Origin of the sequence: Citrobacter sp. 172116965, assembly GCF_013458095.1 — a bacterium.
Classification (GTDB): Bacteria; Pseudomonadota; Gammaproteobacteria; order Enterobacterales; family Enterobacteriaceae; genus Citrobacter; species Citrobacter braakii.
Genome location: NZ_CP046673.1, coordinates 1,318,768 through 1,344,331 on the forward strand (window position 1 = coordinate 1,318,768; position 25,564 = coordinate 1,344,331).

Annotated in this window: 25 protein-coding genes and 1 pseudogene; 16 read left to right on the plus strand and 10 right to left on the minus strand. The window is 54.2% G+C overall.

What is annotated here, in order from left to right:
• Positions 1 to 19: 19 nt before the first annotated feature.
• Positions 20 to 478: an NfeD family protein gene (locus GPJ68_RS06240; RefSeq protein WP_016152105.1), complete on the minus strand. Its 459-nt coding sequence runs from the start codon at positions 476 to 478 to the stop codon at positions 20 to 22.
• Positions 475 to 1,392 carry an SPFH domain-containing protein gene (locus tag GPJ68_RS06245; RefSeq protein ID WP_016152106.1) on the minus strand — a complete coding sequence of 306 codons (918 nt, stop codon included), beginning with the start codon at positions 1,390 to 1,392 and terminating at the stop codon, positions 475 to 477. The genes GPJ68_RS06240 and GPJ68_RS06245 overlap by 4 nt, the downstream gene beginning before the upstream one ends.
• Positions 1,393 to 1,526: 134 nt before the next feature.
• On the opposite strand from GPJ68_RS06245, the gene fetA reads away from it, so the two are divergent.
• Together fetA and fetB are read left to right on the plus strand one after the other, a co-directional pair.
• On the plus strand, positions 1,527 to 2,204 hold the full coding sequence (gene fetA / locus GPJ68_RS06250; RefSeq protein ID WP_019076194.1) for an iron ABC transporter ATP-binding protein FetA: 678 nt from the start codon (positions 1,527 to 1,529) through the stop codon (positions 2,202 to 2,204).
• Positions 2,191 to 2,970 carry an iron export ABC transporter permease subunit FetB gene (fetB, locus tag GPJ68_RS06255; RefSeq protein ID WP_019076195.1) on the plus strand — a complete coding sequence of 260 codons (780 nt, stop codon included), beginning with the start codon at positions 2,191 to 2,193 and terminating at the stop codon, positions 2,968 to 2,970. Before fetA ends, fetB begins: the two co-directional genes overlap by 14 nt.
• 78 nt (positions 2,971 to 3,048) lie before the next feature.
• Here fetB and GPJ68_RS06260 read toward each other — a convergent pair whose 3' ends face one another.
• Genes GPJ68_RS06260 through tesA form a run of 3 tightly spaced genes read right to left on the minus strand, consistent with a single transcriptional unit; the run spans position 3,049 to position 5,387 of the window.
• Complete coding sequence (locus tag GPJ68_RS06260; protein ID WP_104651320.1) at positions 3,049 to 3,903, minus strand: co-chaperone YbbN; 855 nt, start codon at positions 3,901 to 3,903, stop codon at positions 3,049 to 3,051.
• A 58-nt stretch (positions 3,904 to 3,961) separates the two neighbouring features.
• Positions 3,962 to 4,732 (minus strand): SDR family oxidoreductase, encoded by a 771-nt coding sequence (locus GPJ68_RS06265; RefSeq protein WP_094760906.1) that lies wholly within the window; start codon positions 4,730 to 4,732, stop codon positions 3,962 to 3,964.
• 28 nt (positions 4,733 to 4,760) lie between these two features.
• A complete protein-coding gene (tesA, locus tag GPJ68_RS06270; protein ID WP_180837180.1) occupies positions 4,761 to 5,387 on the minus strand; it encodes a multifunctional acyl-CoA thioesterase I/protease I/lysophospholipase L1 in 627 nt (208 codons plus the stop codon).
• Between tesA and ybbA the strand changes: the two genes are divergently transcribed.
• The 6 genes from ybbA (at position 5,355) to GPJ68_RS06300 (ending at position 12,580) form a co-directional block, all read left to right on the plus strand.
• Positions 5,355 to 6,041, plus strand: a complete 687-nt coding sequence (gene ybbA, locus GPJ68_RS06275) for a putative ABC transporter ATP-binding protein YbbA (protein ID WP_016152113.1) — start codon at positions 5,355 to 5,357, stop codon at positions 6,039 to 6,041. The genes tesA and ybbA overlap by 33 nt on opposite strands.
• Positions 6,038 to 8,452, plus strand: coding sequence for a putative ABC transporter permease subunit YbbP (gene ybbP / locus GPJ68_RS06280; protein WP_172860570.1), 2,415 nt, complete (start codon positions 6,038 to 6,040; stop codon positions 8,450 to 8,452). The genes ybbA and ybbP overlap by 4 nt, the downstream gene beginning before the upstream one ends.
• 187 nt (positions 8,453 to 8,639) lie before the next feature.
• On the plus strand, positions 8,640 to 9,773 hold the full coding sequence (locus tag GPJ68_RS06285) for a porin (RefSeq protein WP_016152115.1): 1,134 nt from the start codon (positions 8,640 to 8,642) through the stop codon (positions 9,771 to 9,773).
• Between the two features lie 245 nt (positions 9,774 to 10,018).
• Positions 10,019 to 10,849 carry a MetQ/NlpA family ABC transporter substrate-binding protein gene (locus GPJ68_RS06290; protein WP_016155899.1) on the plus strand — a complete coding sequence of 277 codons (831 nt, stop codon included), beginning with the start codon at positions 10,019 to 10,021 and terminating at the stop codon, positions 10,847 to 10,849.
• 62 nt (positions 10,850 to 10,911) lie between these two features.
• Positions 10,912 to 11,928, plus strand: a complete 1,017-nt coding sequence (sfbB, locus tag GPJ68_RS06295; protein WP_104651334.1) for a virulence-associated ABC transporter ATP-binding protein SfbB — start codon at positions 10,912 to 10,914, stop codon at positions 11,926 to 11,928.
• Positions 11,921 to 12,580: a methionine ABC transporter permease gene (locus tag GPJ68_RS06300; RefSeq protein ID WP_003831085.1), complete on the plus strand. Its 660-nt coding sequence runs from the start codon at positions 11,921 to 11,923 to the stop codon at positions 12,578 to 12,580. The genes sfbB and GPJ68_RS06300 overlap by 8 nt, the downstream gene beginning before the upstream one ends.
• Here the strand turns inward: GPJ68_RS06300 and mnmH are convergent, their stop codons facing one another.
• Positions 12,581 to 13,675, minus strand: coding sequence for a tRNA 2-selenouridine(34) synthase MnmH (mnmH, locus tag GPJ68_RS06305; RefSeq protein ID WP_104651322.1), 1,095 nt, complete (start codon positions 13,673 to 13,675; stop codon positions 12,581 to 12,583).
• Positions 13,676 to 13,744: 69 nt separating this feature from the next.
• Positions 13,745 to 14,671: an HTH-type transcriptional activator AllS gene (gene allS / locus GPJ68_RS06310; protein WP_104651323.1), complete on the minus strand. Its 927-nt coding sequence runs from the start codon at positions 14,669 to 14,671 to the stop codon at positions 13,745 to 13,747.
• Positions 14,672 to 14,898: 227 nt separating this feature from the next.
• Here allS and allA point away from each other — a divergent pair, with 227 nt between their 5' ends.
• The 4 genes and pseudogenes from allA to GPJ68_RS06330 form a co-directional block, all read left to right on the plus strand.
• Positions 14,899 to 15,381, plus strand: coding sequence for an ureidoglycolate lyase (gene allA / locus GPJ68_RS06315; protein ID WP_104651324.1), 483 nt, complete (start codon positions 14,899 to 14,901; stop codon positions 15,379 to 15,381).
• Positions 15,382 to 15,426: 45 nt separating this feature from the next.
• On the plus strand, positions 15,427 to 16,278 hold the full coding sequence (gene allR / locus GPJ68_RS06320) for an HTH-type transcriptional repressor AllR (RefSeq protein ID WP_104651325.1): 852 nt from the start codon (positions 15,427 to 15,429) through the stop codon (positions 16,276 to 16,278).
• An 84-nt stretch (positions 16,279 to 16,362) separates the two neighbouring features.
• Positions 16,363 to 18,144 carry a glyoxylate carboligase gene (gcl, locus tag GPJ68_RS06325; RefSeq protein ID WP_104651326.1) on the plus strand — a complete coding sequence of 594 codons (1,782 nt, stop codon included), beginning with the start codon at positions 16,363 to 16,365 and terminating at the stop codon, positions 18,142 to 18,144.
• 12 nt (positions 18,145 to 18,156) lie between these two features.
• Positions 18,157 to 18,561 (plus strand): annotated as a pseudogene (locus tag GPJ68_RS06330) (TIM barrel protein); the annotation flags it as partial.
• Positions 18,562 to 18,574: 13 nt separating this feature from the next.
• Here the strand turns inward: GPJ68_RS06330 and GPJ68_RS06335 are convergent.
• Positions 18,575 to 19,272 (minus strand): IS1-like element IS1B family transposase gene (locus GPJ68_RS06335; protein ID WP_235611130.1). Its coding sequence is split into 2 segments (ribosomal slippage): positions 18,575 to 19,023 and positions 19,023 to 19,272, totalling 699 coding nucleotides; the frame shifts between segments, so codons are not numbered across the junction.
• A gap of 32 nt (positions 19,273 to 19,304) precedes the next feature.
• On the opposite strand from GPJ68_RS06335, the gene GPJ68_RS06340 reads away from it, so the two are divergent.
• The 4 genes from GPJ68_RS06340 (at position 19,305) to GPJ68_RS06355 (ending at position 23,902) form a co-directional block, all read left to right on the plus strand.
• Positions 19,305 to 20,915, plus strand: coding sequence for an acyl-CoA synthetase FdrA (locus tag GPJ68_RS06340; protein WP_304653862.1), 1,611 nt, complete (start codon positions 19,305 to 19,307; stop codon positions 20,913 to 20,915).
• A gap of 9 nt (positions 20,916 to 20,924) precedes the next feature.
• The gene (locus tag GPJ68_RS06345; RefSeq protein WP_104652283.1) at positions 20,925 to 22,184 is read left to right on the plus strand and encodes a DUF1116 domain-containing protein; all 1,260 of its coding nucleotides are present in this window, start codon (positions 20,925 to 20,927) and stop codon (positions 22,182 to 22,184) included.
• A 74-nt stretch (positions 22,185 to 22,258) separates the two neighbouring features.
• Positions 22,259 to 23,005 carry a DUF2877 domain-containing protein gene (locus tag GPJ68_RS06350; RefSeq protein WP_255489518.1) on the plus strand — a complete coding sequence of 249 codons (747 nt, stop codon included), beginning with the start codon at positions 22,259 to 22,261 and terminating at the stop codon, positions 23,003 to 23,005.
• 3 nt (positions 23,006 to 23,008) lie between these two features.
• Complete coding sequence (locus GPJ68_RS06355) at positions 23,009 to 23,902, plus strand: carbamate kinase (protein WP_104652281.1); 894 nt, start codon at positions 23,009 to 23,011, stop codon at positions 23,900 to 23,902.
• Between the two features lie 39 nt (positions 23,903 to 23,941).
• On the opposite strand, the gene purK is transcribed toward GPJ68_RS06355, so the two are convergent.
• Together purK and purE are read right to left on the minus strand one after the other, a co-directional pair.
• Positions 23,942 to 25,009, minus strand: coding sequence for a 5-(carboxyamino)imidazole ribonucleotide synthase (purK, locus tag GPJ68_RS06360; RefSeq protein ID WP_103928985.1), 1,068 nt, complete (start codon positions 25,007 to 25,009; stop codon positions 23,942 to 23,944).
• Complete coding sequence (gene purE, locus GPJ68_RS06365) at positions 25,006 to 25,515, minus strand: 5-(carboxyamino)imidazole ribonucleotide mutase (RefSeq protein WP_053389384.1); 510 nt, start codon at positions 25,513 to 25,515, stop codon at positions 25,006 to 25,008. The genes purK and purE overlap by 4 nt, the downstream gene beginning before the upstream one ends.
• Between the last annotated feature and the right edge of the window lie 49 nt (positions 25,516 to 25,564).

Below are 25,564 nucleotides of genomic sequence, written 5' to 3' on the forward strand. Positions count from 1 at the left end.
AGTCTTATTTCCTGTCTTTTTAGTGTGATACCGCTGTAATAATCAGGGTAATTCCCTCAACGGCAATGACTTCAACCTGCGTTCCGGCGCTCAAATCGTCGCGGGCGCTGACGGGCCATGAGCTGTCGCCGACGCGCATATGTCCGCGGCCATTGACCAGGGCAGTTTCCAGAATAAATCGACGGCCAACCAACTGCTGCCCGCGCTGGTTAAGATGGCTGTCGGCGGGTTTCTGATCTTGTACGCGTCTTGCCAGCCACTTCCACCACAGCCAGGCCGCCAGCAGGGTGAGTACGGCGAACATCGCCCCCTGCCACGCCCAGTCAAGCGGGATAAGCCACACTACCAGGCCGGTAATCACCGCCGCCACGCCGCTCCACAGCAGATAGCCGTTACCGCCCAGCATCTCGGCGGCGAGTAGCAGACCGCCGAGGCTGAGCCAGAAGATGTGCGGGTGCACCAGAATCATCGCTATCATGATTTTTTCCGTTCGCTGGCGCTGTCTTTCACCAGTTCGGCTATCCCGGCAATGGACCCCATCAGGCTGCTGGCATCCAGCGGCATCATCACCACTTTGCTGTTATTCGACGAACCGATGTGCTGCAGCGCTTCGGTGTATTTCTGCGCCACGAAGTAGTTCACGGCCTGAATATCCCCAGCTGCAATGGCCTCCGAAACCATCTGCGTCGCGCGAGCCTCGGCTTCTGCGGAACGTTCACGCGCTTCAGCCTGTAAAAATGCCGACTGGCGTTCACCTTCCGCTTTGAGGATTTTCGACTGCTTCTCACCTTCGGCCTTGACGATTTCTGCCTGACGGATCCCTTCCGCTTCAAGAATATAGGCGCGCTTGGTACGTTCGGCTTTCATCTGCGCGTTCATGGCGTCGATAAGTTCCGCCGGCGGACGCACATCGCGGATTTCAATACGGGTGATTTTGATGCCCCAGGGATTCGTGGCCTCGTCAACGATATGCAGCAGGCGCGTGTTAATGTTGTCGCGCTGGGAGAGCATTTCATCGAGTTCCATCGAGCCGAGAACGGTACGAATATTGGTCATGGTCAGGTTGATGATCGCCAGTTCCAGGTTGCTGACCTCATAAGCCGCTTTTGGCGCGTCGATCACCTGAATAAAGCAGACGGCATCGATCGCGACGTTGGCGTTGTCTTTGGAGATGACTTCCTGAGAGGGGATATCAAGCACCTGTTCCATCATGTTGATCTTACGACCGATGCGGTCCATGAACGGTACAACAAGGTTTAAACCCGGTTGCAGGGTTTTGGTGTAACGGCCAAAACGCTCGACCGTCCACTGATATCCCTGCGGGACGATTTTGACGCCAGCACCGACGATGACCAGCGCGACAAAAATGAGAATAGGAATAAAAATGAGCATTGATGAAACCTCCTGTTGTGTTGTCCTTTACTGCCTCATTAGTCAAATTATACCCGATTTATCAAGGTGGGCTCCCCTATAATAAATTACAGGGATAGACTGTCTGCACGAAAGAGGTAAAAAAGGGATTGGTAATGGAAGAAAGCAGCATTCTGCTTCAGTTAAAAAATGTCGCATGGCAGGCAGGGGCGACGCAGGTTCTCAATAACATCTGTTTTAATCTCCGGGCCGGAGAATTTAAGCTGATTACCGGCCAGTCTGGTTGCGGTAAAAGTACGTTACTCAAGATAGTGGCGTCATTAATTAGCCCGACTGCCGGTGAAATTCTCTTTGAGGGCAAGGAGATAAACACTCTTAAGCCTGAAACATATCGCCAGCAGGTCTCTTATTGTGCGCAAACGCCCGCGTTGTTTGGTGACACCGTTTACGACAACCTCATTTTCCCCTGGCAAATCCGCGATAAACGTCCGGATCCGGATGTGTTTCTTGCCGATCTGGCCCGTTTTGAGCTACCCGAAACGATCCTCAAAAAAAACATCAATGAGCTGTCTGGCGGCGAAAAGCAACGCGTCTCGTTAATTCGTAATTTACAGTTTCTGCCAAAAATCCTGCTGCTTGATGAAATCACCAGCGCGCTGGATGAAGCCAATAAACGGAATGTGAACGAATTAATTCACCACTATGTTCGCGATAAGAATATTGCTGTGCTGTGGGTGACGCACGACAAAGATGAAATTAATCATGCGGATAATGTCATAACCCTTCAACCGCACGCCGGAGAAATGCAGGAAGTAAGCAATGAACGAGCATAATATTACCAATGAATCACTGGCGTTAGCGATGATGCTGGTGGTGGTCGCGATACTGATCAGCAACAAAGAAAAACTGGCGCTGGAAAAAGATATTCTCTGGAGCGTTTGCCGGGCGGTGGTTCAGCTTATTATCGTTGGTTATGTGCTGAAATATATTTTCGGCGTTAACCACAGCATTCTGACCTTATTGATGGTGCTGTTTATCTGTTTCAACGCGGCCTATAACGCGCAAAAGCGCAGTAAATATATTGATAAAGCTTTTCTCTCGTCATTTATCGCCATCACGGCGGGGGCGGGGTTAACGCTGGCGGTGCTGGTTCTGTCAGGCTCTATCGAGTTTACCCCAATGCAGGTGATCCCAATTTCCGGCATGATTGCAGGCAATGCGATGGTTGCGGTAGGGCTGTGTTACAACAATCTGGGGCAGCGGTTTAACAGCGAACAGCAGCAAATTCAGGAAAAACTCAGCCTCGGTGCGACGCCGAAAGTGGCCTCCGCGCCGCTGATTCGCGACAGTATTCGCGCTTCGCTGATCCCGACGATTGATTCAGCGAAGACCGTGGGACTGGTGAGTTTACCGGGGATGATGTCCGGGTTGATCTTTGCAGGTATTGATCCGGTAAAAGCGATTAAGTATCAGATTATGGTGACGTTTATGCTGCTTTCGACCGCCAGTCTGTCAACCATTATCGCCTGCTACCTGACCTATCGGAAGTTCTATAATCCACGTCACCAACTGGTGGTGACGCATTTGAAAAAAAACTAATGGAATACCGGATGGCGCGGGCCTACGGGGAGATTGTAGGCCCGATTAGCGCAAGCGCCATCAGGCAAATGCAGCGGATTAGTACAACAGCGCGTACAGCTGGCGGCGGTATTTCGAGGCCAGCGCATCGCCGGTGCCCAGTGCGGCAAGGATCTCCTGGAAGGTTTTACGCGCCTGACCGTCGGCTGCAGTGAGATCTTTCTTCAGGTGACTGAACAGCAATTCCAGCGATTCCTCGTTACGTCCAACCTGGTGTAACTGAATGGCTAGTTGAGTTGCCAGCGCCGCATCCTGTGGATTGCTGGCGACCTGCTGCTGCAACTGTTGGATTTCAGGTGTATCAGCCGCCTGCTTCAGCAGTTCGATCTGTGCCACCAGGCCATGATAACGGGTGTCCTGATCCTGCAACGGGATAGTTTTCAGTACCGCTTCGGCTTCGTCAGAACGGTTCAGGGCGATTTGCGTTTCCGCCAGCAGCAGGCCAATTTCGCTGCTCTGGTTGGAGATCTGCCAGGCTTCTTTCAGCAGCGGCAGCGCATCAGCGTGATTGCCGGCTTCGATGAACTCGATCGCCTGGCGCGCTTTCAGCTCTTCCTCGCTCGGTAACACTTTCTCCAGCAGCGCGCGAATAACCTCTTCCGGCTGCGGGCCCTGGAATCCATCTACCGGCTGACCGTTCTGGAACAGATAAACCGTGGGGATCGCGCGCAGACCAAACTGGGAGGCGATCATCTGCTCGGCGTCGCAATCTAACTTGGCGAGAATAAACTGACCGTTGTACTGAGCAACAAGGCTCTCCAGTACCGGCGTTAATTGCAGACAATGCTGGCTGCGCTCAGACCAAAAATAGAACAGGACCGGCGTGGTCATCGACTGTTCAAGGGTCTGCTGGAGGTTCGATTCGTTAATGTTAACAATATTCTGTGTGGACATGGAGTTACTCTCTTTTGTCGATTTCTTGTTACATGGGGGCTGACGCGCGTGCTTCAACTCAACCGTGTAAAATTTTGTCCATTATGCGGCCTGGCAACAGGCGCTTCAGTAGCATAACTGCCCAGGTCACCAGCGTAACCGGATAACGCAGCTTTGGTTTGTCGCTCTCAAACGCATGACGCACTTTGGCGACAACCGCTTGTGGCCCCAGCGTAAAACGCGCGGCAATTCCGGGGTTTTCCACGGGAGCATCGCTCTGGGTCTGGTTGACGTTTTCGGTAAAGCGGGTGCGAATAGGGCCAGGCTCAATCAGGCTGACCTTAATCCCGCTGTGGCGCAGCTCCATACGCAGCGCGTCGGACCAGGCTTCCAGCGCATATTTGCTGGCGGCATAGGCCCCGCGCCCCGGCGTTGAGATCAATCCCATTACCGACGAGGTCATCACAATTCGTCCTTCGCCGTGGGGTAGCATGGCAGGTAACAGGCGCATGGTAAGCTGATGTGCGCCAAAGAAGTTGGCGGAAAACTGCTGTTCCATCTGCTCGCGGCTGATGGTGGGCAGTGGGCCATAGACGCCGTATCCGGCGTTGTTAAAGATCCCATACAAACGATTATCGGTCAGGGCGATCACCGCATCAGCCGCGCGATCTACGCTCTCGGGTGAATCCAGATCCAGCAATATGCCGGTGAATCCCATGCTGTTCATACGCGCCACATCGTCAGGTTTGCGACAGCCCGCCAGAATTTGAAAACCCTGGCGCTTTAGCTCAAGCGCGCTTTCCAGACCGATTCCGCTGGAACATCCTGTTATTAAGACCGATTTTTGCATAACTTTACCTGTCAGGATCTCCGTTGTTTTACGAGTCGTGATTTACTAGAGGAGTAAGATGTTGCGCCATCCAGTCGGCAATAAACGGCTGGGCGTCACGGTTAGGATGAATACCATCATCCTGCATCCACTGGGGTTTCAGATAAACCTCTTCCATAAAAAAGGGCAGCAGAGGTATATCAAACTCTTTGGCGAGTTTTGGATAAATCGCGCTAAAGCTTTCATTATAACGGCGACCGTAGTTTGCCGGCAGACGAATTTGCATCAGCAGCGGTTCGGCATTTGCTGCTTTCACATCCTGCAGAATCGTGCGCAGGGTTTGTTCGGTTTGCGCAGGCGCAAAACCGCGCAGACCGTCGTTGCCGCCAAGTTCGACCAGCACCCAGCGCGGCTGGTGCTGCTTCAGTAATGCAGGCAGACGGGCCAGACCCTGCTGCGAGGTGTCGCCGCTAATACTGGCATTCACCACCTGCGTTTTGGTTTGCCATTTATCATTAAGTAGCGCAGGCCACGCGGCGCTGGCGGACATACGGTATCCGGCGCTCAGGCTGTCACCCAGAATTAATAACGTGTCCGCTGCGGCGGCGCGGAAAGTTAACAGGACCAGGAACAGGAAAGGCCAATGCCAGCGGAAAACATTGTTGAAGTTCATCATCTTAAGAAATCCGTCGGTCAGGGTGATCATGAGCTATCCATCCTTACCGGAGTTGAACTGGTTGTCAAACGCGCCGAGACCATTGCGCTGATTGGCGAGTCGGGTTCAGGAAAATCCACACTGCTGGCGATCCTCGCCGGGCTGGACGATGGCACCAGCGGTGAAGTCAGCCTGGTGGGGCAGGCGCTGCACACCATGGATGAAGAAGCCCGGGCACAGCTGCGGGCGCGACACGTGGGTTTTGTCTTCCAGTCATTCATGTTAATTCCGACCCTAAACGCGCTGGAAAACGTCGAGTTGCCCGCGTTGTTGCGCGGCGAAAACAGCGGAAAAAGTCGCGACGGGGCAAAAACGTTGCTGGAGCAACTGGGGCTGGGAAAACGTCTTGATCATCTTCCGGCCCAGCTTTCCGGCGGGGAGCAGCAGCGCGTGGCGCTGGCGCGGGCGTTTAACGGTCGTCCTGACGTGCTGTTTGCCGATGAACCGACGGGCAATCTGGACCGCCAGACCGGAGACAAAATCGCCGACCTGCTGTTTTCTCTGAACCGGGAACATGGCACCACCCTGATTCTGGTGACCCATGATTCTCAACTGGCGGCGCGTTGCGATCGGCGTTTACGCCTGGTGAACGGACAGTTGCAGGAGGAGGCATGATTGCACGCTGGTTCTGGCGAGAATGGCGCTCGCCTTCATTACTGATTGTCTGGCTGGCGCTGAGCCTGGCCGTAGCCTGCGTGCTGGCGCTGGGCAATATCAGCGATCGTATGGAAAAAGGGCTGAGCCAGCAAAGCCGTGAGTTTATGGCGGGAGATCGGTCGCTGCAAAGTTCGCGTACCGTGCCGAAAGCGTGGATTGACGAGGCGCGACAGCGTGGCCTGAAAGTGGGCGAACAGCTGACCTTTGCCACTATGACCTTTGCCCGGGATACACCGCAGTTGGCGAACGTTAAAGCGGTGGATGATGTGTATCCGATGTATGGCACGTTGCAAACCAATCCGCCGGGACTGAAACCTCAGCCTGGCTCGGTGCTGCTGGCTCCGCGTCTGATGGCGTTGCTGAACTTAAAAATCGGTGATTCCATCGACGTGGGTGATGCCACGCTGCGCATCGCCGGGGAAGTGGTGCAGGAGCCGGACGCCGGTTTTAATCCGTTCCAGATAGCGCCGCGCCTGATGATGAACATGGCGGATGTCGAAAAAACGGCGGCGGTCCAGCCGGGAAGCCGGGTGACCTGGCGCTATAAATTTGGCGGGACACCGCAGCAACTGGAAGCCTATGAAAAATGGCTGCTCCCGCAGTTAAAGCCTGAACAGCGCTGGTATGGGCTGGAGCAGGATGAAGGGGCGCTGGGGAAATCACTGGAGCGTTCGCAACAGTTCCTGCTGCTGTCGGCGCTGCTAACCCTGCTGCTGGCGGTCGCTGCGGTTGCCGTGGCGATGAGCCATTACTGCCGCAGTCGTTACGATCTGGTGGCTATTCTGAAAACCCTTGGCGCGGGCAGAGCACAGTTGCGCAGGCTGATTGTTGGTCAATGGCTGATGGTGCTGGCGCTGTCTGGCGTGACCGGAGGGTTATTCGGGCTGTTGTTTGAACGCGTGCTGGTGGTATTACTTAAGCCGGTACTGCCCGGCGAACTGCCGCCTGCCAGTCCCTGGCCGTGGCTATGGGCATTAGGCACCATGACGGTCATTTCTCTGCTGGTGGGGTTACGCCCTTACCGTTTGCTGCTGGCGACTCAGCCACTGCGGGTACTGCGCCGTGACGTGGTGGCAAACGTCTGGCCGCTGAAGTTTTATTTGCCGGTGGTATTGATAGTCGTGATTGCCCTGCTCGCCGGACTGATGGGCGGAAGTCCGCTGCTGTGGGCCGTGCTGGCCGGAGCGGTAGTGCTGGCGCTTTTGTGCGGGGTGCTCGGCTGGATGCTGCTCAACGTGCTGCGTGGCCTGACGCTCACCTCGCTGCCGCTGCGTTTAGCGGTCAGTCGGCTGTTGCGCCAGCCGTGGTCAACGCTCAGTCAGCTGTCGGCATTTTCGCTTTCCTTTATGTTGCTGGCGCTGCTGCTGGTACTGCGTGGCGACCTGCTCGACCGCTGGCAGCAGCAAATGCCGCCGGAAAGCCCGAACTATTTTCTCATCAACATTGCCACCGAACAGGTGGTTCCACTCAAGGCTTTTCTGGCTGAGCATCAGGTGATCCCGGAATCGTTCTATCCGATTGTGCGGGCGCGTCTGACGGCGATCAATGAGAAGCCGACCGAAGGCAATCACGATGAGGCGCTGAACCGCGAGCTTAATCTGACCTGGCAGGATACCCGACCGGATCATAACCCGATCGTTGCCGGAAGCTGGCCGCCAAAAGCGGGCGAAGTCTCGATGGAAGAGGGGCTGGCGAAACGGCTGAACGTCAAGCTTGGCGATCGGGTGACCTTTATGGGCGATACCCAGGATTTCAGCGCTACGGTCAGCAGTCTGCGCAAAGTGGACTGGGAAAGCCTGCGCCCCAACTTCTTCTTTATCTTTCCCTCCGGCGCGCTGGACGCTCAGCCGCAAAGCTGGTTAACCAGCTTTCGCTGGGAGAACGGCAACGGCATGCTGACGCAGCTTAACCGCGAATTCCCGACTATCAGCCTGCTGGATATTGGCGCAATCCTCAAACAGGTGAGCCAGGTGCTGGAGCAGGTGAGCCGGGCACTGGAGGTGATGGTGGTGCTGGTTACCGCTTGCGGTATGTTGCTGCTATTGGCGCAGGTCCAGGTCGGAATGCGTCAGCGTCATCAGGAACTGGTGGTCTGGCGCACGCTGGGCGCGGGTAAGAAGCTATTGCGTACCACGCTATGGTGCGAGTTCGCCATGCTCGGGATGGTCGCTGGACTGGTGGCTGCTATCGGCGCGGAAACCGCACTGGCGGTGCTGCAAACCCGAGTGTTTGATTTTCCGTGGGAGCCAGACTGGCGACTGTGGGTCGTGTTGCCGCTTTGTGGGGCATTGTTGCTCTCGCTATGCGGCGGATGGCTCGGTTCACGTCTGCTAAAAGGCAAAGTGCTGTTCCGTCAATTCAGTAGTTAATTCATATTTGTGATGATTACGCACCGGTTTTTTAAATCGGTGCGTTTTTTTATCTATGTAGCACAAATTGATAACTCATTGATATTTAACAGCACAGAACAATAAAAACCCGACAACACGAGTGTATTAATAAACGTTAATATTTGTATGCTGAATAATTGGCAGGCTATCTATCAAGGTACAAATAATGACTATAAAAAAAACGGCGCTGGCGGTATCGATCGGCGCAGCAGTGGCATTAACGACGTTCGCCTCCCAGGCGGAAATCACGGTCCTGAAACAAGATCCACAGGCGGGCAACCCGCTGAGCCGTCTTAACTTCACCGTTGGCGGGAGTATTCGTCCGCAGTTCCAGAATATGGCCGGTGATGATGGTAAGAATGGCTACAAACGTAATGGTTTCGACGGCGGGACGCGTTTCCGCTTCGCCGCTGATTACTATCTGTTTGATGACATCAGCTGGGTGAGTTATTACGAGCTGGGCGTAAACTTCCCGGCAATGTTCAACTGGGATAATCACTATGCTAACGGCGCCAACGATACCACGCGTCGTATGTTGTACACCGGTCTGAAGAGCGCGACCTGGGGTACGCTGACCTTCGGTCAACAGAACAGCATTTACTATGATGTGGTTGGTGCGAAAACGGATATCTGGGACTACGACATGATCGGTCAGGCACCAGGTAACGGTATCAATGGCGACTATGACGGTTCCTATCGTACGCGTAAATCACTGAAGTATAAGAAAACGGTTGGCGATGTTGATCTCTACGCGTCTTATCTGTTCAGTGATGATTACAACCCGAACAATGGTCTGCGCTACAAGCGTAAAGGCGGTGGCTCGCTGGGTGTGGATTATCACATCACTGATGACCTGACCTGGGGTACGGCGTGGAACTACACCCGCGCGGAAATGCGTGGCGACACCAGCAAAACCTACGATCAAAACATCGTCGGTACCGCGCTGAGCTGGAAACCGGACAACTGGACCTTCTCGATGGGCGGCGGTTGGTATCAAAACTTCATGACCACCAAAAAAGTCTCTGTTAACGATTACTTTGCCGGTGATGCCTGGGGTCTGGAATACTTTGCGGGTTACACCTTCCCGGTTGGTCAGTATGCGCTGAAATCCGTTCAACCCTACGTTATGGGCGACCGTATTGAATACGTGAATGGTCGTAACTACCTGCGTACCGACAATGGTGTGGGTATCAGCTTCCAGCTGGACTACGGTTTCCGTGTGGATTACGAACACGTCTTCACCTCCAGCACCGACAATCTGGGTGATATGAACCTGGTTCGTCTGCGTTACGATTTCTAAGTCAATTTCCCTGCCAAAACCGGGTAACCAGAAGGTTATCCGGTTTTTTACTATCCTTTGCTGAAAAACACATTAGTACCTTCAGCGTACATTCAACGACATATCCCGCAACATCATGAAATAATTTCAAGGACAGCAGGTTGTGATCTGTGTCATGTTAACAATCAGCCTGTTAACAGGCCAACAAGAACAACGCCGCAAGAACGGCGTGAGACATGACACCACAACGTTAAAATGGAGAAATTATGGGATTGCGTCAGAGTTTACGCGTCGCGACCGGAGCGCTGTTACTGGCCTGTGGATTACAACTTGCTCATGCGAACAGTGACCCGCATACCATCGTGTTTGGCGTCGCACCTGGTCCGTACGGCGATATGGTGAAACAGGCCATTGCCCCTACGCTGAAAGAGAAAGGCTATAAGGTAGTGGTGCGCGAATTCAGCGACTACGTGCAGCCGAACATGGCGCTTTCCAACGGCAGTATTGATGCCAACTTGTTCCAGCACTCGCTCTACTTTGACAAATTCACCGCTGATAAAGGACTGAAGCTGAGCAAGCTGATTGTGGTCCCGACGGCCGGGATGGGTTTTTACTCACATAAAATCAAAAGCCTGGATGAGTTAAAAAAAGGGGATGTGATCACGCTTTCCAATGATCCAACCAATCTGGCTCGCGGTCTGCGTTTCCTGCAGTCTATTGACCTTATTACCATCAAAGACACTATCGATCCGACTAAAGCCTCTGAGCGCGATATCGCCAGCAACCCGAAAGGGCTGGTGTTTAAACCGCTGGAAGCGGCACAACTGCCGCGTACCCTGGACGGTGTGACCGGCGCGCTGGTCAACGGTAACTTTGCCGTGGCGGCGAAACTGGATCTCGCCAGCGCCATCAAGCAAGAGCATCTTGATGAAAATCTAAAAAATATCATAGCGGTACGCAGTGAAGATGCGGATAAACCGTTCGCGAAAGATATTGTGGCGGCGGTGAAATCTCCGGCGTATCGCGCGGTGATCGACGATCCGCAAAATATCTACAGCGCCTTCCAGAAACCGGAATGGATGTCGGCAGCCCAATAATCGCTGCGCACAAGGTTAACAGGGGCAGCGGCGACTGCCCTTTTCGCATTTCTGAGGTGGCTATGATTGAGATAGAAAAGGTTTGCGTGGATTTTAGCGCAGGCCGTGGACCATCAACCCGGGCGGTTGATGACGTCAGCTTGCGCATAGGCGCAGGCGAGATATTTGGCATTGTCGGGACCAGCGGCGCGGGGAAAAGTACGCTGCTGCGCACCCTGAACGCCTTAACGCGACCAGGCCTGGGAAGCGTAAAGGTTAACGGCGTAGAAATTTCCGCGCTGGAAGGGGCGCAACTACGTAAAGCCCGTCAGCGTATTGGGATGATTTTTCAGCATTTTAATCTGATGCATACCCGTACCGTGGCGCAAAACGTCGCTTTCAGCCTGAAGGCTGCCGGATGGGAGCGCAGTAAAATTGGCCCACGCGTCAGCGAAATCCTGACGCTGGTGGGGCTGTCTGACAAGGCGAACCGCTTTCCTGTGCAGCTCAGCGGCGGGCAAAAGCAGCGCATTGGTATTGCCCGTGCGATTGCCAATCACCCCGATGTGCTGCTGTGTGATGAACCGACCTCTGCGCTGGATCTGGAAACATCGGCCACTATTCTGGCATTGCTTAAGCAGATCAACCAACAGCTGGGGATCACGATCGTGCTGATCACTCACGAGATGAACGTGATCAAATCGATTTGCGATCGTGTGGCGGTGATGTCCGGCGGCAAGGTGGTGGAGTCCGGTGAGGTGTTTGACGTTTTTGCTCACCCGCAGCACGCTTTCACGCAGCAACTGGTGTCGCATACCCTCAATCTGACGCTACCCGAACGCTTGCGCCAGCATTTGCCTGGCCAGTTGCTGAAAATTCTGTTCATCGGCGATTCGGCGGAACAGCCAGTGTTGTCAGAAGTCGCGGTTAAATTTGGTGTGGCGGTGAACATTCTGCACGGCAAAATTGAATATATCGGCGAGCGTGCGCTGGGGATTCTGGTGGTGCAACTGACCGCGCCGCATAACCCTTCTGCGGTGGATGTCGCCGTGGAACATATTCGTCAACGCACGGCACAGGTGGAGGTGATTCGTGGATGATTTATTGCCTGATTTGACGCTGGCGTTTAATGAAACCTTTCAGATGCTAAGCATCTCTACGGTGCTGGCGATTATTGGCGGTCTGCCGCTCGGTTTTCTTATTTTCGTCACCGACCGGCATTTATTCTGGCAAAACCGTTTTGTGTATCTGCTCAGCTCCGTGCTGGTGAATATCATCCGTTCGGTGCCGTTTGTGATCCTGCTGGTGCTGCTGCTGCCGCTCACACAGTTTTTACTCGGAAATACCATTGGGCCGATTGCGGCGTCGGTCCCGCTCTCGGTGGCGGCAATCGCTTTTTATGCCCGTCTGGTCGACAGCGCACTGCGTGAAGTCGATAAAGGCATTATTGAAGCGGCGGAAGCCTTTGGCGCCAGCCCGATGCGCATCATCTGCACCGTTCTGTTACCTGAAGCGAGCGCGGGTCTGCTGCGTGGGTTGACGATAACGCTGGTGAGTCTGATCGGTTACTCCGCGATGGCCGGAATTGTTGGCGGCGGTGGGGTAGGCGACCTGGCGATTCGCTTTGGTTATTACCGCTACGAAACCCAGGTCATGATCGTCACCGTGGTGGCGCTGATTATTCTGGTGCAGGTCGTGCAGGTGCTGGGCGACTGGCTGGCGAAACGCGCGGATAAGCGCGACAGACACTGATCACTGTGCGTTAAGCCAGTCGGCAACATCCTGCCATGTGCCGCGAAAGACGATTTTCGCGGCTTTCTTTTCCAGTTGATAGCGATACATCGGGTCGTAATACTCGTTGAGCAACGGCACCAGCCAGCCCATATGGGCGTCGGTACTGCCCGTCGCTTGCTGTTCGCGCAGAGCCACGTCGAGCAGGGCCGTCAGCTCGGCAAAACGTTGTAAACCCAGACGGCGGCGAATAGCAAACAGGCCGTGGTGCAGATACTCGCTATACTCCTGCCAGCCCTGACTCTCGCCATAAGCATGGGTAAAATCGTGGTGCATCCGCACGAAATACTCTTCGCGCAGTCGCTCCAGACGACGCTCAAAAGGATCGTCCACCACTGCAATAGATGCCTGGGTCATGCGTTCGCGCAGGCATTCGGGCAGATGATTAGCCCCGATCATGCGGCCTTCATCTTCCAGTACCCACAGACGCAGATCCTGACGGCTGTCGGTTCTGAGCATTTCGACCGCCAGTAGGTTTTCAAAACTCGCCTGACTCAGCTGCGGTTCAACGGTGCGACCAAACGAGGAACCGCGATGGTGCGCCAGACCTTCGAGATCCACGCCGTTCGGCTGCTGTTGCACCAGCTGCGTTTTACCGTTCCCGGTACAGCCGCCAATTAAGACGATCGGCTTTTGCACTAATTCTTCAGTCAGTTGAATCGCCGCCTGACGCAGGGCTTTGTAGCCGCCGTGTATCAGCGGGTAGTCAATCCCGGACTCGCGCAGCCACTGCTGCACAATGTGCGAACGCTGACCGCCGCGCGCGCAGCATAAATAACCCGCAGGATTTTGACGACAGGCATCCAGCCAGGCCTTCATACGTTGTTGGCGAGTCTCGCCGCAGACCAGTTGATGGCCGAGCGTGAGGGCTGCCTCGGGTCCCTGACGTTTATAACAGGTACCCACGACGGCACGTTCGTCATCGTTCATTAGGGGAAGGTTGATTGCGCCCGGCATTGCGCCTTGCAGAAATTCGACGGGGGCGCGTACATCGATTATAGGCGTACCAGCGAGCAAAATTGCGCGATAGTCCTGTGCTGTTTGTGTGTCTTGCATAGTAAAAAACGAAACCTCAAATCATCCTGTGTACTATTTTACGCGCCAAATGAGAGGATGACTTGATTTTCAATCGCGTGCATTGTTGAAAATTGCTAAAAATCCGGCGATTTCCGGTTTTCGCTGGGTAAACAGCGCCACAATATCTTCTACGGCCTTACCCGCGCCAAACTTATGCCACGCGAGGCTTAAGGGGGAAGGGGGACGCATGGTCGGGATGATACTGCTGACCAGTTGGCCGCTATCTAGTAACGGTTGGCAGAGCGGCTGCGGAACGAATCCAATACCCACACCCGCAAGATGCGCCGCAATCTTGGTTTCCATGTCCGGTACGATGATCTCCTTTTGACCGGGAAGACGCCATGCGACCCGTTTGGTCAGGGTCCGCGCGCTGTCCTCAATGTTAATTGCCGGAAAGCGGCGCAACTGCGCTTCCGTTAATGAGCCGCTGACGTCTGCTAGTGGATGATCCGCTGACATGACAAATCGCCACTGAACAGAACCCAAAGGATCGAGGGTAAAGGTGTTTGCCATCGGTTCCGTGCCGGTTACGCCGATAGCCAGCGAGAATCCTTCGTACAAGAGTGAATCCCATACGCCCATATAAATTTGCCGGGAAAAGTGAAACTGAGTAAAGGGGTAGCGGGCGTTAAGCCAGGATAACAGGCGAGCGACGGCTTCAGGGCTGTACAGCAGGTTGTTGACCACAATATTCACCTGGCGCTCTACGCCGTCATTCACTTGCTGTAATTCGCTGGGCATGCTGTCCAGCCAGGCGAGCCAGTCTTTTGCCTGGGAAAGAAGGTGAGAACCTGCGGCGGTTAACGTCACGCTTCGGGTGGTGCGAAAAAACAGCGCGACGCCGGTATTTTCTTCCAGAAGCTTAATGCGGTAACTGATGGTGGCCGTGGTTTTACACAAGCGATCCGCTGCCCGGGAGAAACTTCCCGTTTCGGCGACGCCGATAAAGGTACGTAGTGTTTCCGGGTCAAACATTTTCAGCTACTCCCTAAATGATCATCTGCAAGCCTGATTTCTTGTTCTCTGATTTATAAGTATTTTTGCATAATGACCTTGTTTAAATTGTGGTCTAAATCTAGTTTTGGAAAATTTTTCCAATTTTTGTGTTGATGTTAAATCACGAAGGTTTTAGATTGCATGGTATTGAAGCCGCTAAGTGTTCTGACTGCGGTTCAGCGGAATTCAGTTACAAGGAAATGATGATGAAACTAGAGGTACTACCGTTAAATCAGCACGCGTTCAGCGCCTATGGCGATGTGATAGAAACTCATAAACGTGATTTTTTTCATATCAATGATGGGCTCGTTGAACGTTATCACGACCTGGCCAATGTGGAGATACTTAAGCAGGATCGCACGCTCATCAGTATCAACCGCGCGCAACCAGCAGCGATGCCGATTGTTGTGCATGAACTGGAGCGCCATCCGCTAGGCACTCAGGCATTTATGCCTATGAATGGCGAAGCGTTTGTAGTGATTGTCGCGCTCGGCGAGGACAAACCTGACCTTTCCACTTTAAAAGCCTTTATCACCAATGGCCAACAGGGTGTGAATTACCACCGAAATGTCTGGCATCACCCGCTGTTTGCCTGGCAAACCGTGACCAATTTTCTGACCATCGATCGTGGTGGTAGCGATAATTGCGATGTTGAAAGTATCCCGGCACATGAGCTCTGTTTTGCGTGACGCTATCGGCCTTCTTGCTTAATATGCGCATATTGTTCATTGTTTATGCTCATATTTTGGGCCGGAGTAAACGTAGTGGAGACGGAAGTAAGACGGCGCGGCAGGCCTGGACAGGCGGAGCCGGTTGCGCAGAAAGGCGCTCAGGCGCTTGAGAGAGGCATTGCGATTTTGCAGTATCTCGAAAGAAGTGGAGGCAGTTCGTCAGTTAGCGATATTTCCGGCAGTCTGGATTTACCGCTCTCCACGACTTTTCGCCTGTTGAAGGTTTTACAGGGTGCTGATTTTGTCTATCAGGACAGCCAGTTAGGCTGGTGGCACATCGGTTTAGGCGTATTCAATGTGGGCTCTGCGTATATTCATAATCGCGACGTCCTGTCGGTAGCCGGACCGTTTATGCACCGATTAATGCTGCTGTCAGGCGAAACGGTTAATGTCGCAATTCGCAATGGCACCGAAGCGGTGTTGATTGGTCAGAAGGAGTGCAAATCGATGGTCAGAATGTGCGCACCTTTAGGCAGTCGTATGCCGTTACATGCTTCCGGCGCGGGAAAAGCGCTGCTTTATCCGTTGATGGAAGAAGAGCTAATGGACATCATCGTGAAAACGGGTTTGCAGCAATTTACGCCAACCACGTTGGTGGATTTTCCTACTCTGCTGCGCAATCTGGAAATGGCGCGTGAGAATGGGTATATCGTCGATCACGAAGAACATGTTATTGGATTGAATTGCATTGCATCAGCTATCTATGATGATGTAGGTAGTGTCGTTGCTGCCATCTCTATTTCGGGGCCCGCATCCAGACTGACGGAAGATCGTTTTATCAGTCAAGGGGAGCTGGTACGGGATACTGCACGAGATATCAGTACGGCTCTGGGTTTAAAAGCCCCCGTAGCTTAAGTCGCAACCCGCTCAGAGGAGCGGGACTTTTTTGGATTTTTTCAAAGTTGGAAAATTTTTCCAATTAATAGAGGTAGAAAGAAAATGGCAAAAATGAGAGCCGTTGACGCGGCAATGTATGTGCTGGAAAAAGAAGGTATCACCACCGCATTTGGGGTTCCTGGAGCGGCAATTAACCCGTTCTATTCCGCAATGCGTAAGCACGGAGGCATCCGTCACATTCTGGCTCGTCATGTTGAAGGCGCTTCCCATATGGCGGAAGGCTATACGCGTGCGACGGCAGGAAACATTGGCGTTTGCCTTGGCACTTCTGGTCCTGCAGGCACTGATATGATCACTGCGCTGTATTCCGCCTCTGCTGATTCTATTCCAATTTTATGCATCACCGGTCAGGCACCTCGCGCTCGCCTGCATAAGGAAGATTTTCAGGCTGTTGATATTGAATCTATTGCCAAACCGGTCAGCAAAATGGCGGTAACAGTGCGTGAAGCCGCACTGCTTCCCCGGGTTTTGCAGCAGGCATTCCATGTCATGCGCTCTGGTCGTCCTGGTCCGGTATTGATCGATTTACCTTTTGATATTCAGGTTGAAGAAATCGAATTCGATCCCGACATGTATGAACCGCTGCCAGTCTACAAGCCTGCAGCCAGCCGCAAACAGATTGAGAAAGCGTTGGAAATGCTGATTCAGGCTGAGCGTCCGGTCATCGTGGCTGGGGGCGGGGTGATTAATGCTGATGCCAGCGAATTGCTGCAACGTTTTGCAGAATTAACCAACGTACCGGTAATTCCTACACTGATGGGCTGGGGATGCATCCCGGACGATCATGAGTTAATGGCCGGAATGGTGGGGTTGCAAACGGCGCATCGGTACGGAAACGCCACGCTGCTGGCCTCCGATATGGTGTTCGGTATTGGTAACCGCTTTGCTAACCGACACACAGGCTCCGTCGCGAAATATACCGAAGGGCGCAAAATCATTCATATCGATATTGAACCGACGCAAATTGGCCGCGTCCTGTGCCCGGATTTAGGAATCGTTTCGGATGCCAAAGCTGCGCTAACTTTGCTGATTGACGTTGCTCAGGAGATGCAGAAAGCCGGTCGTTTACCTTGCCGGAATACCTGGGTTGATGAATGTCAGCAGCGTAAGCGGACGCTACTGCGTAAAACCCACTTCGACAATGTCCCGGTTAAACCGCAGCGTGTTTATGAAGAGATGAATAAAGCCTTTGGTCGTGATGTTTGCTACGTCACTACCATTGGGTTATCGCAAATTGCCGCTGCGCAAATGCTGCACGTATTTAAGGATCGTCATTGGATCAACTGCGGTCAGGCAGGCCCTCTTGGCTGGACGCTGCCCGCGGCATTAGGGGTTTGCGTGGCTGACCCAATGCGTAACGTTGTTGGGATTTCCGGTGATTTTGACTTCCAGTTCCTGATCGAAGAACTGGCGGTGGGCGCACAGTTCAACATTCCTTACATCCATGTGCTGGTCAACAACGCTTATCTCGGCCTGATTCGCCAGTCGCAGCGCGCTTTTGATATGGATTACTGCGTCCAACTGGCGTTCGAAAACATCAACTCCAGCGAAGTAAACGGCTATGGCGTTGATCACGTCAAAGTGGCTGAGGGATTAGGCTGTAAAGCCATCCGCGTACTTAAACCTGAAGATCTTGCTCCGGCATTTGAACAAGCCAAAGCTCTGATGGCACAGTACCGCGTTCCGGTTGTGGTCGAAGTGATCCTTGAGCGCGTGACCAACATCTCTATGGGCAGTGAGCTGGATAATGTCACCGAGTTTGAAGAGATTGCAGACGGTGCGATGGATGCACCAACCGAAACCTGTTTTATGAAATACGAATAGAAGGGGTGACAGATGTTACGTTTCTCAGCCAATCTTTCCATGTTGTTTCTGGAATACAGTTTTCTTGAACGCTTCGATAAAGCGGCATAATCGGGATTTCGTGGCGTAGAGTTTATGTTTCCCTACGATTACGACATTGACGTATTAAAGGAAAAGCTGCAGATCAACCAGCTGGAGCATACGCTGCATAATCTTCCTGCCGGAGACTGGGCGGCGGGTGAACGCGGTATCGCCTGTATTCCAGGTCGCGAAGAAGAATTTCGAGATGGTGTCGCGGCGGCTGTTCGTTATGCGAAGGGGCTCGGCAATAAGAAGATCAATTGCCTGGTAGGTAAAACTCCTGCGGGGTTTTCTGCCGAACAGATCCAGCAGACGTTGGTGGAAAACCTGCGCTATGCGGCAAATATGTTAGCGAGGTAATGACTCCAACTTATTGATAGTGTTTTATGTTCAGATAATGCCCGATGACTTTGTCATGCAGCTCCACCGATTTTGAGAACGACAGCGACTTCCGTCCCAGCCGTGCCAGGTGCTGCCTCAGATTCAGGTTATGCCGCTCAATTCGCTGCGTATATCGCTTGCTGATTACGTGCAGCTTTCCCTTCAGGCGGGATTCATACAGCGGCCAGCCATCCGTCATCCATATCACCACGTCAAAGGGTGACAGCAGGCTCATAAGACGCCCCAGCGTCGCCATAGTGCGTTCACCGAATACGTGCGCAACAACCGTCTTCCGGAGCCTGTCATACGCGTAAAACAGCCAGCGCTGGCGCGATTTATCCCCGACGTATCCCCACTGTTCGTCCATTTCCGCGCAGACGATGACGTCACTGCCCGGCTGTATGCGCGAGGTTACCGACTGCGGCCTGAGTTTTTTAAATGGCGGAAAATCGTGTTGAGGCCAACGCCCATAATGCGGGCGGTTGCCCGGCATCCAACGCCATTCATGGCCATATCAATGATTTTCTGGTGCGTACCGGGTTGAGAAGCGGTGTAAGTGAACTGCAGTTGCCATGTTTTACGGCAGTGAGAGCAGAGATAGCGCTGATGTCCGGCAGTGCTTTTGCCGTTACGCACCACCCCGTCAGTAGCTGAACAGGAGGGACAGCTGATAGAAACAGAAGCCACTGGAGCACCTCAAAAACACCATCATACACTAAATCAGTAAGTTGGCAGCATCACCCGAAAATGTAGACGATGTATCGGTCATGATGGGAACGCCGGCGAATAAATCGTTACTGGAAACGACCGGGTTTTGGCATGACGATTTTAATCAGGCTACGCCGAATGATATTTGCGTGGCTATTCGTACTGAAGCGGCAGATGAGAGTATTACGCAGGCCATTTTGCAACAGCTGAATGAGTCGTTGCAGCAGCTGGCGCAGGCTACCGGGGGAAGCCAAACGCTACTGCAGGTCAGACGCTGGGAAAGTGCGTGTCAGAAATTGCCTGAGGCGAATATGACGCTAATTTCTGTTGCTGGTGAATACGCGGCAGAACTGGCGAACCAGGCGCTGGATCGCAACCTGAACGTCATGATGTTCTCCGACAACGTCACGCTGGAAGATGAAAACAATCTCAAGCGCCGCGCACAAGATAAAGGTCTGCTGGTGATGGGACCGGATTGCGGAACCGCCATGATCGCCGGTACGCCGCTGGCTTTTGCCAACGTAATGCCGGAAGGCAATATTGGTGTGATAGGCGCCTCCGGCACAGGGATCCAGGAGCTCTGTTCACAGATAGCGCTGGCCGGGGAAGGCATCACTCACGCCATCGGGCTGGGCGGACGCGATCTGAGCGCTGAGGTGGGGGGCATTAGCGCACTTACCGCGCTGGAGATGCTCGGTACAGATGATAAAAGCCAGGTGCTAGCTTTTGTGTCTAAACCACCGGCGGAAGCTGTTCGTCAGCGTATTGTCACGGCGATGAAAGCCACGGGAAAACCCGTTGTGGCCCTGTTTTTAGGTTACACCTGCGCAGCGGCCCGTGATGAGAACGTCTGGTTTGCATCGACGCTGGATGATGCGGCCCGTCTAGCCTGTTTACTGGCGCGAGTCACGGCGCGACGCTGCGCGCTTGCTGCCACGGGAGATGGACTGATTCGTGGGCTATATACCGGAGGAACGCTGGCTGCCGAAGCGGCGGGACTGTTGGCCGCACACCTTAACGTTGCAGCGGATGCTCAGCATCATCACGGCATGATGCTGGATGCCGCCGGGCATCAGATTATTGACCTGGGGGATGATTTTTATACCGTCGGGCGGCCGCATCCGATGATCGATCCTGCACTACGTAATCAGCTTATTACGGATCTCGGTTCGCAGCCGCAGGTACGGGTGTTATTGGTCGACGTCGTGATTGGTTACGGTGCGACGGCAGATCCTGCGGCATCAATGGTTCAGGCCTGGCAAAAGGCATGTGCTGCCCGAAACATCGAGCAACCGCTGTTTGCGATTGCGACGGTGACCGGTACAGAACGCGATCCGCAGTGTCGTTCACTGCAAATTGCCACGCTGGAGGACGCCGGTATCGCTGTAGTGAGTTCACTGCCTGAGGCAACTCTGCTTGCCGCCGAACTTATTCGGCCATCTCGACCGTTGTCTCATCAATCCGCACCTTCTCTACTGGAAAAAGTAGCGGTCATTAATGCCGGGTTACGCAGTTTTGCACTGGATTTACAGGCGGCAGAAAAGCCTGTGGTGCATTACCAGTGGGCGCCTGTCGCTGGCGGTAACAAAAAACTGGCTCGTTTATTAGAACGTTTGCAATAAGGGGTTCCAATGTTTACATCAGTGGCGCAAGCCAATGCTGCAGTAATCGAACAAATTCGTCGTGCGCGCCCGCACTGGCTGGATGTGCAACCCGCGTCCTCGTTAATCAGCGAACTCAATGAAGGAAAAACGCTGCTTCATGCAGGACCGCCAATGCGTTGGCAAGAGATGACCGGCCCGATGAAAGGGGCCTGCATTGGTGCATGCCTTTTCGAAGGGTGGGCCAATGATGAAATGAGCGCGCTGGCATTACTGGAGCAGGGGAAAATCAATTTTGTACCTTGCCATCACGTTAATGCCGTGGGGCCAATGGGCGGAATCACCTCTGCTAGCATGCCGATGCTGGTGGTGGAAAACATCACTGAAGGGAACCGGGCTTACTGCAATCTCAACGAAGGCATTGGCAAAGTGATGCGTTTCGGCGCATACGGAGAAGATGTCCAGCAGCGTTTACGCTGGATGCGTGATGTCCTGATGCCAGTCTTAAGCGCAGCGTTGGGCACTTTGGAGCAGGGTATTGATTTGACCGCCATGATGGCGCAGGGCATTACGATGGGGGACGAGTTCCATCAGCGCAACATTGCCTCTTCAGCCCTGCTAATGCGAACCCTGGCACCGCAAATTGCCCGTCTGCAACATGATAAGCAGCAGATTGCTGAGGTAATGGATTTCCTCAGCGTAACCGACCAGTTCTTCCTCAACCTGGCGATGGCTTACTGCAAAGCAGCGATGGACGCCGGAGCGATTGTGCGTTCTGGCAGTATTGTGACGGCGATGACCCGTAATGGCGACATGTTCGGAATTCGGGTGAGCGGACTTGGCGATCGCTGGTTTACCGCACCTGTTAACACACCGCAGGGACTGTTCTTTACTGGTTTTTCACAGGAGCAGGCAAATCCGGATATGGGCGATAGCGCCATCACCGAAACTTTTGGCATTGGCGGTGCAGCGATGATCGCCGCACCTGGCGTCACGCGTTTTGTCGGTGCAGGAGGGATGGAAGCCGCGAAATCCGTGTCTGAGGAGATGGCGGAAATCTATCTGGAGCGCAATATGCAGTTGCAGATCCCCGGCTGGGATTTCCAGGGGGCCTGCCTGGGACTCGATATCCGTCGCGTGGTCGAAACGGGGATTACGCCGCTGATCAATACCGGTATTGCGCATAAAGAGGCCGGTATTGGCCAGATTGGCGCGGGAACCGTCCGTGCGCCGTTAGCTTGCTTTGAGCTGGCCCTGGAAGCGCTGGCTGAAAGCATGGGCATTAGCTAAAAGGGGGGCGCATAATGATCATCCATCCTCTGCTCGGCAGCCAGCAGTCTGCGGATTATCGCTAGGTATGGCAGTTGTCCGGCATCTGGCGGCGCGCGATTAATCTTGTGGCCGAAAGCGGCGCACTGTTGACGTTGCACCGCCAGGGTAGCGGCTTTAGCCCGGGAGGATGGGTGATCCGTACGCATGACTTTGATGCGCTGCGTACGGCGTTACGTGGGAGTGAAACCCCTCTGGCTGTCCCAAGGGGGATCCAGTTGGGGCCATTTTTGCTGTGCCAGCCGCGGCGCTGCTGTTCATTGAGAATAACTTACCGTCCACATTCCCCGCGCCTTGCACCCGACTGGATGGAGCGCGGCGAGGAAACGGGATTGTTCGGGCCATTAATGCTGGCGGCAAACCTGCCTTTGTGCCCCGAGCTACGTCAGTTCCGCCACTGCTTTTTCTCGGCGCTTGCGGGGATGCCGACAGACTGGCGACAGTGGTTAGGCAAAGGGCCCGGTTTAACGCCCAGTCATGATGATACATTGACTGGCATGCTGCTGGCGGCCTGGTATTTCGGCGCGCTGAATAAGGTTTCCGGTCACCGTTTCTTTGATGATTCCGGCTACCTTGAGCAGGCGACGACTGTGGTTAGCGTGAGCTACCTACGCTACGCGGCATCAGGTTACTTCGCTTCACCTTTACTCCACTTCACCCATGCTTTGCGTCGCCAGGAAAGGCTGGACACAGCGATAAATTCGCTGCTGGCGCTTGGGCATACCTCCGGTGCAGACATCCTGTTGGGGTTCTGGATTGGGCAACAAATCATAGAAGGATAGGGAATGAAAACGCTGGTTGTTGCTCTTGGTGGCAACGCATTATTGCAGCGCGGCGAGGCGCTGACCGCAGAAAATCAATATCGTAATATTGCCAGCGCCGTACCTGCCCTGGCGCGTCTGGCGCGCTCGTACCGCCTGGCTATTGTACATGGCAACGGACCGCAGGTTGGCCTGCTGTCGTTACAGAATCTTGCCTGGAAGGAGGTCGAACCTTATCCATTAGATGTACTGGTTGCCGAGACTCAGGGCATGATTGGTTATATGTTGGCCCAGAGCCTGACCGCTGAACCGGAGATGCCGCCGGTGACCACGGTGTTAACACGGATTGTTGTGTCAGAGGACGATCCTGCGTTTATGGCACCGGAGAAATTTATCGGCCCGGTATATTTGCCCGAAGAACAAACGCAACTGGAAGCCACCTACGGCTGGCATATGAAGCGTGACGGCAAATATCTGCGGCGCGTTGTCGCTTCGCCAGAACCTCGCCAGATTGTAGAAAGCGATGCCATTAAGCTCTTACTTAAAGAAGGGCATGTGGTAATTTGCAGCGGGGGAGGCGGCGTACCTGTTACTGGCGAAGGATTAGGGTCTGAAGCGGTCATTGATAAGGATCTCGCTGCGGCGTTGCTGGCTGAACAGATTGATGCCGATGGTCTGGTCATTCTGACCGATGCCGATGCGGTCTATGAAAACTGGGGGACGCCAGAGCAGCGCGCGATTCGTCAGGCCTCTCCTGATGAACTAGCGCCGTTTGCGAAAGCCGATGGTTCGATGGGACCAAAGGTCACCGCCGTCAGCGGATATGTGAAACGACGTGGGAAACCGGCATGGATTGGCGCGTTGTCACGTATTGAAGATACGCTGGCGGGCAAAGCCGGAACCTGTATCCGTCTGTAAAAAATGGGCGGCGTGTGTAAACACGCCGCCCATATCGGCTTATTTCAGCGTTGACTGCGCCCAGATAATACCGCTGGCATATTCAGGCGGCAGCAGGGGGATAAGCGCTTCCAGCGTCGCGCTAAGACGCGCGGTATCGCTGTCGCTCAGGTTCAGGTGTCCCACCTTACGCCCTTCACGCACCTCTTTGTCATACCAGTGCAGATGCACCAGCGGCAGCTTCAGCCAGTCATAGTTCAGGTCGCTACCAATCAGATTTACCATCACCGAAGGAGTGTTCACTATCGGCGTGGGTAACGGCAGGTTGGTAATGGCGCGCAGGTGCAGCTCAAACTGGCTGATGCTGGCACCGTTTTGCGTCCAGTGCCCGCTGTTGTGCACGCGTGGAGCCAGTTCGTTAATCAGCAGACCTTCCGGGGTGATGAAACATTCCATCGCCATCACGCCGACATAGCCCAGCTCCTGCATGATGGCAGAGAGCATCGCTTCGGCCTGTTTCTGCTGTTTGGCGTTAGCCTGTGGGAAGACCACGCTGGTGCGCAGAATGCCGTCCTGGTGCAGGTTATGGGTCAGCGGATAGAAGACGGTGCTACCGTCGTGCGCACGAGCGCCAACCAATGAGACTTCACCAGAGAAGTTGATTCCCCGCTCAACGATGCACTCGCCGTAGCAGTCGTCCGGCAGTTGTTCGGTTTCATTTACGCGCAAACGCCACTGCCCACGACCGTCGTAGCCGCCGACGCGACGTTTCACGATCGCCAGCTCGCCGAGTTTGTCGAATACTGCAGGCCATTCGCTTTTATCCGCCAGCAACTGCCACGGCGCAGTTGCCAGGCCGAGCTTGTCAAAAAGCTGCTTTTGCGTCAAACGGTCGGCAATAATCGGGAAAACGTCGCGGTTGACAAATGCCGGATGGCGCGCGAGCTCGCGGGTGAGCGCCGTTTCCGGCCAGCGCTCAATCTCAGCGGTGATCACGCTTTGCTGAAAAGGGACCGCTGCTGGTTCGGCATCCAGCCCGACGGGCCAGACCGCAATGCCCAGCGGCTCACCGGCCTGGCGCAGCATGCGCCCTAACTGACCGTTACCGAGTACGCAGACCTGCTTCATGCCGCACCTCGCGGGTCCGGATTCTCCAGCACCTCGTCGGTTTGTGCTTTGCGCCAGTCGTTCAGACGCTGGTGTAATACTTTGTCGTGTGTTGCCAGAATTTGTGCTGCCAGCAGGGCCGCATTTGCCGCGCCCGCTTTGCCGATAGCCAGCGTTCCGACCGGAATACCGCGCGGCATCTGTACGATGGAGTAAAGGCTATCTACGCCGCTCAGCGCCGCGCTTTGCACCGGGACGCCTAAAACAGGCACCAGCGTTTTCGCCGCAATCATGCCTGGCAGATGTGCAGCGCCACCCGCACCGGCAATGATCACCTGATAGCCGTTCTCTTCTGCGCTTTCGGCGAAGCTAAACAGCTTGTCAGGGGTGCGGTGGGCGGAGACGACTTCAACATGATGCGGCACGTTCAGAATTTCGAAGATTTCGGCGGCGAACTGCATGGTAGCCCAGTCGCTTTTGGACCCCATCACGATGGCGACACGCGCCGGGTTATTGCGGGAAGACATGCGTCTGAAAACTCCTGTGATGCACTACACTCGACTTTTGAGGCCACAG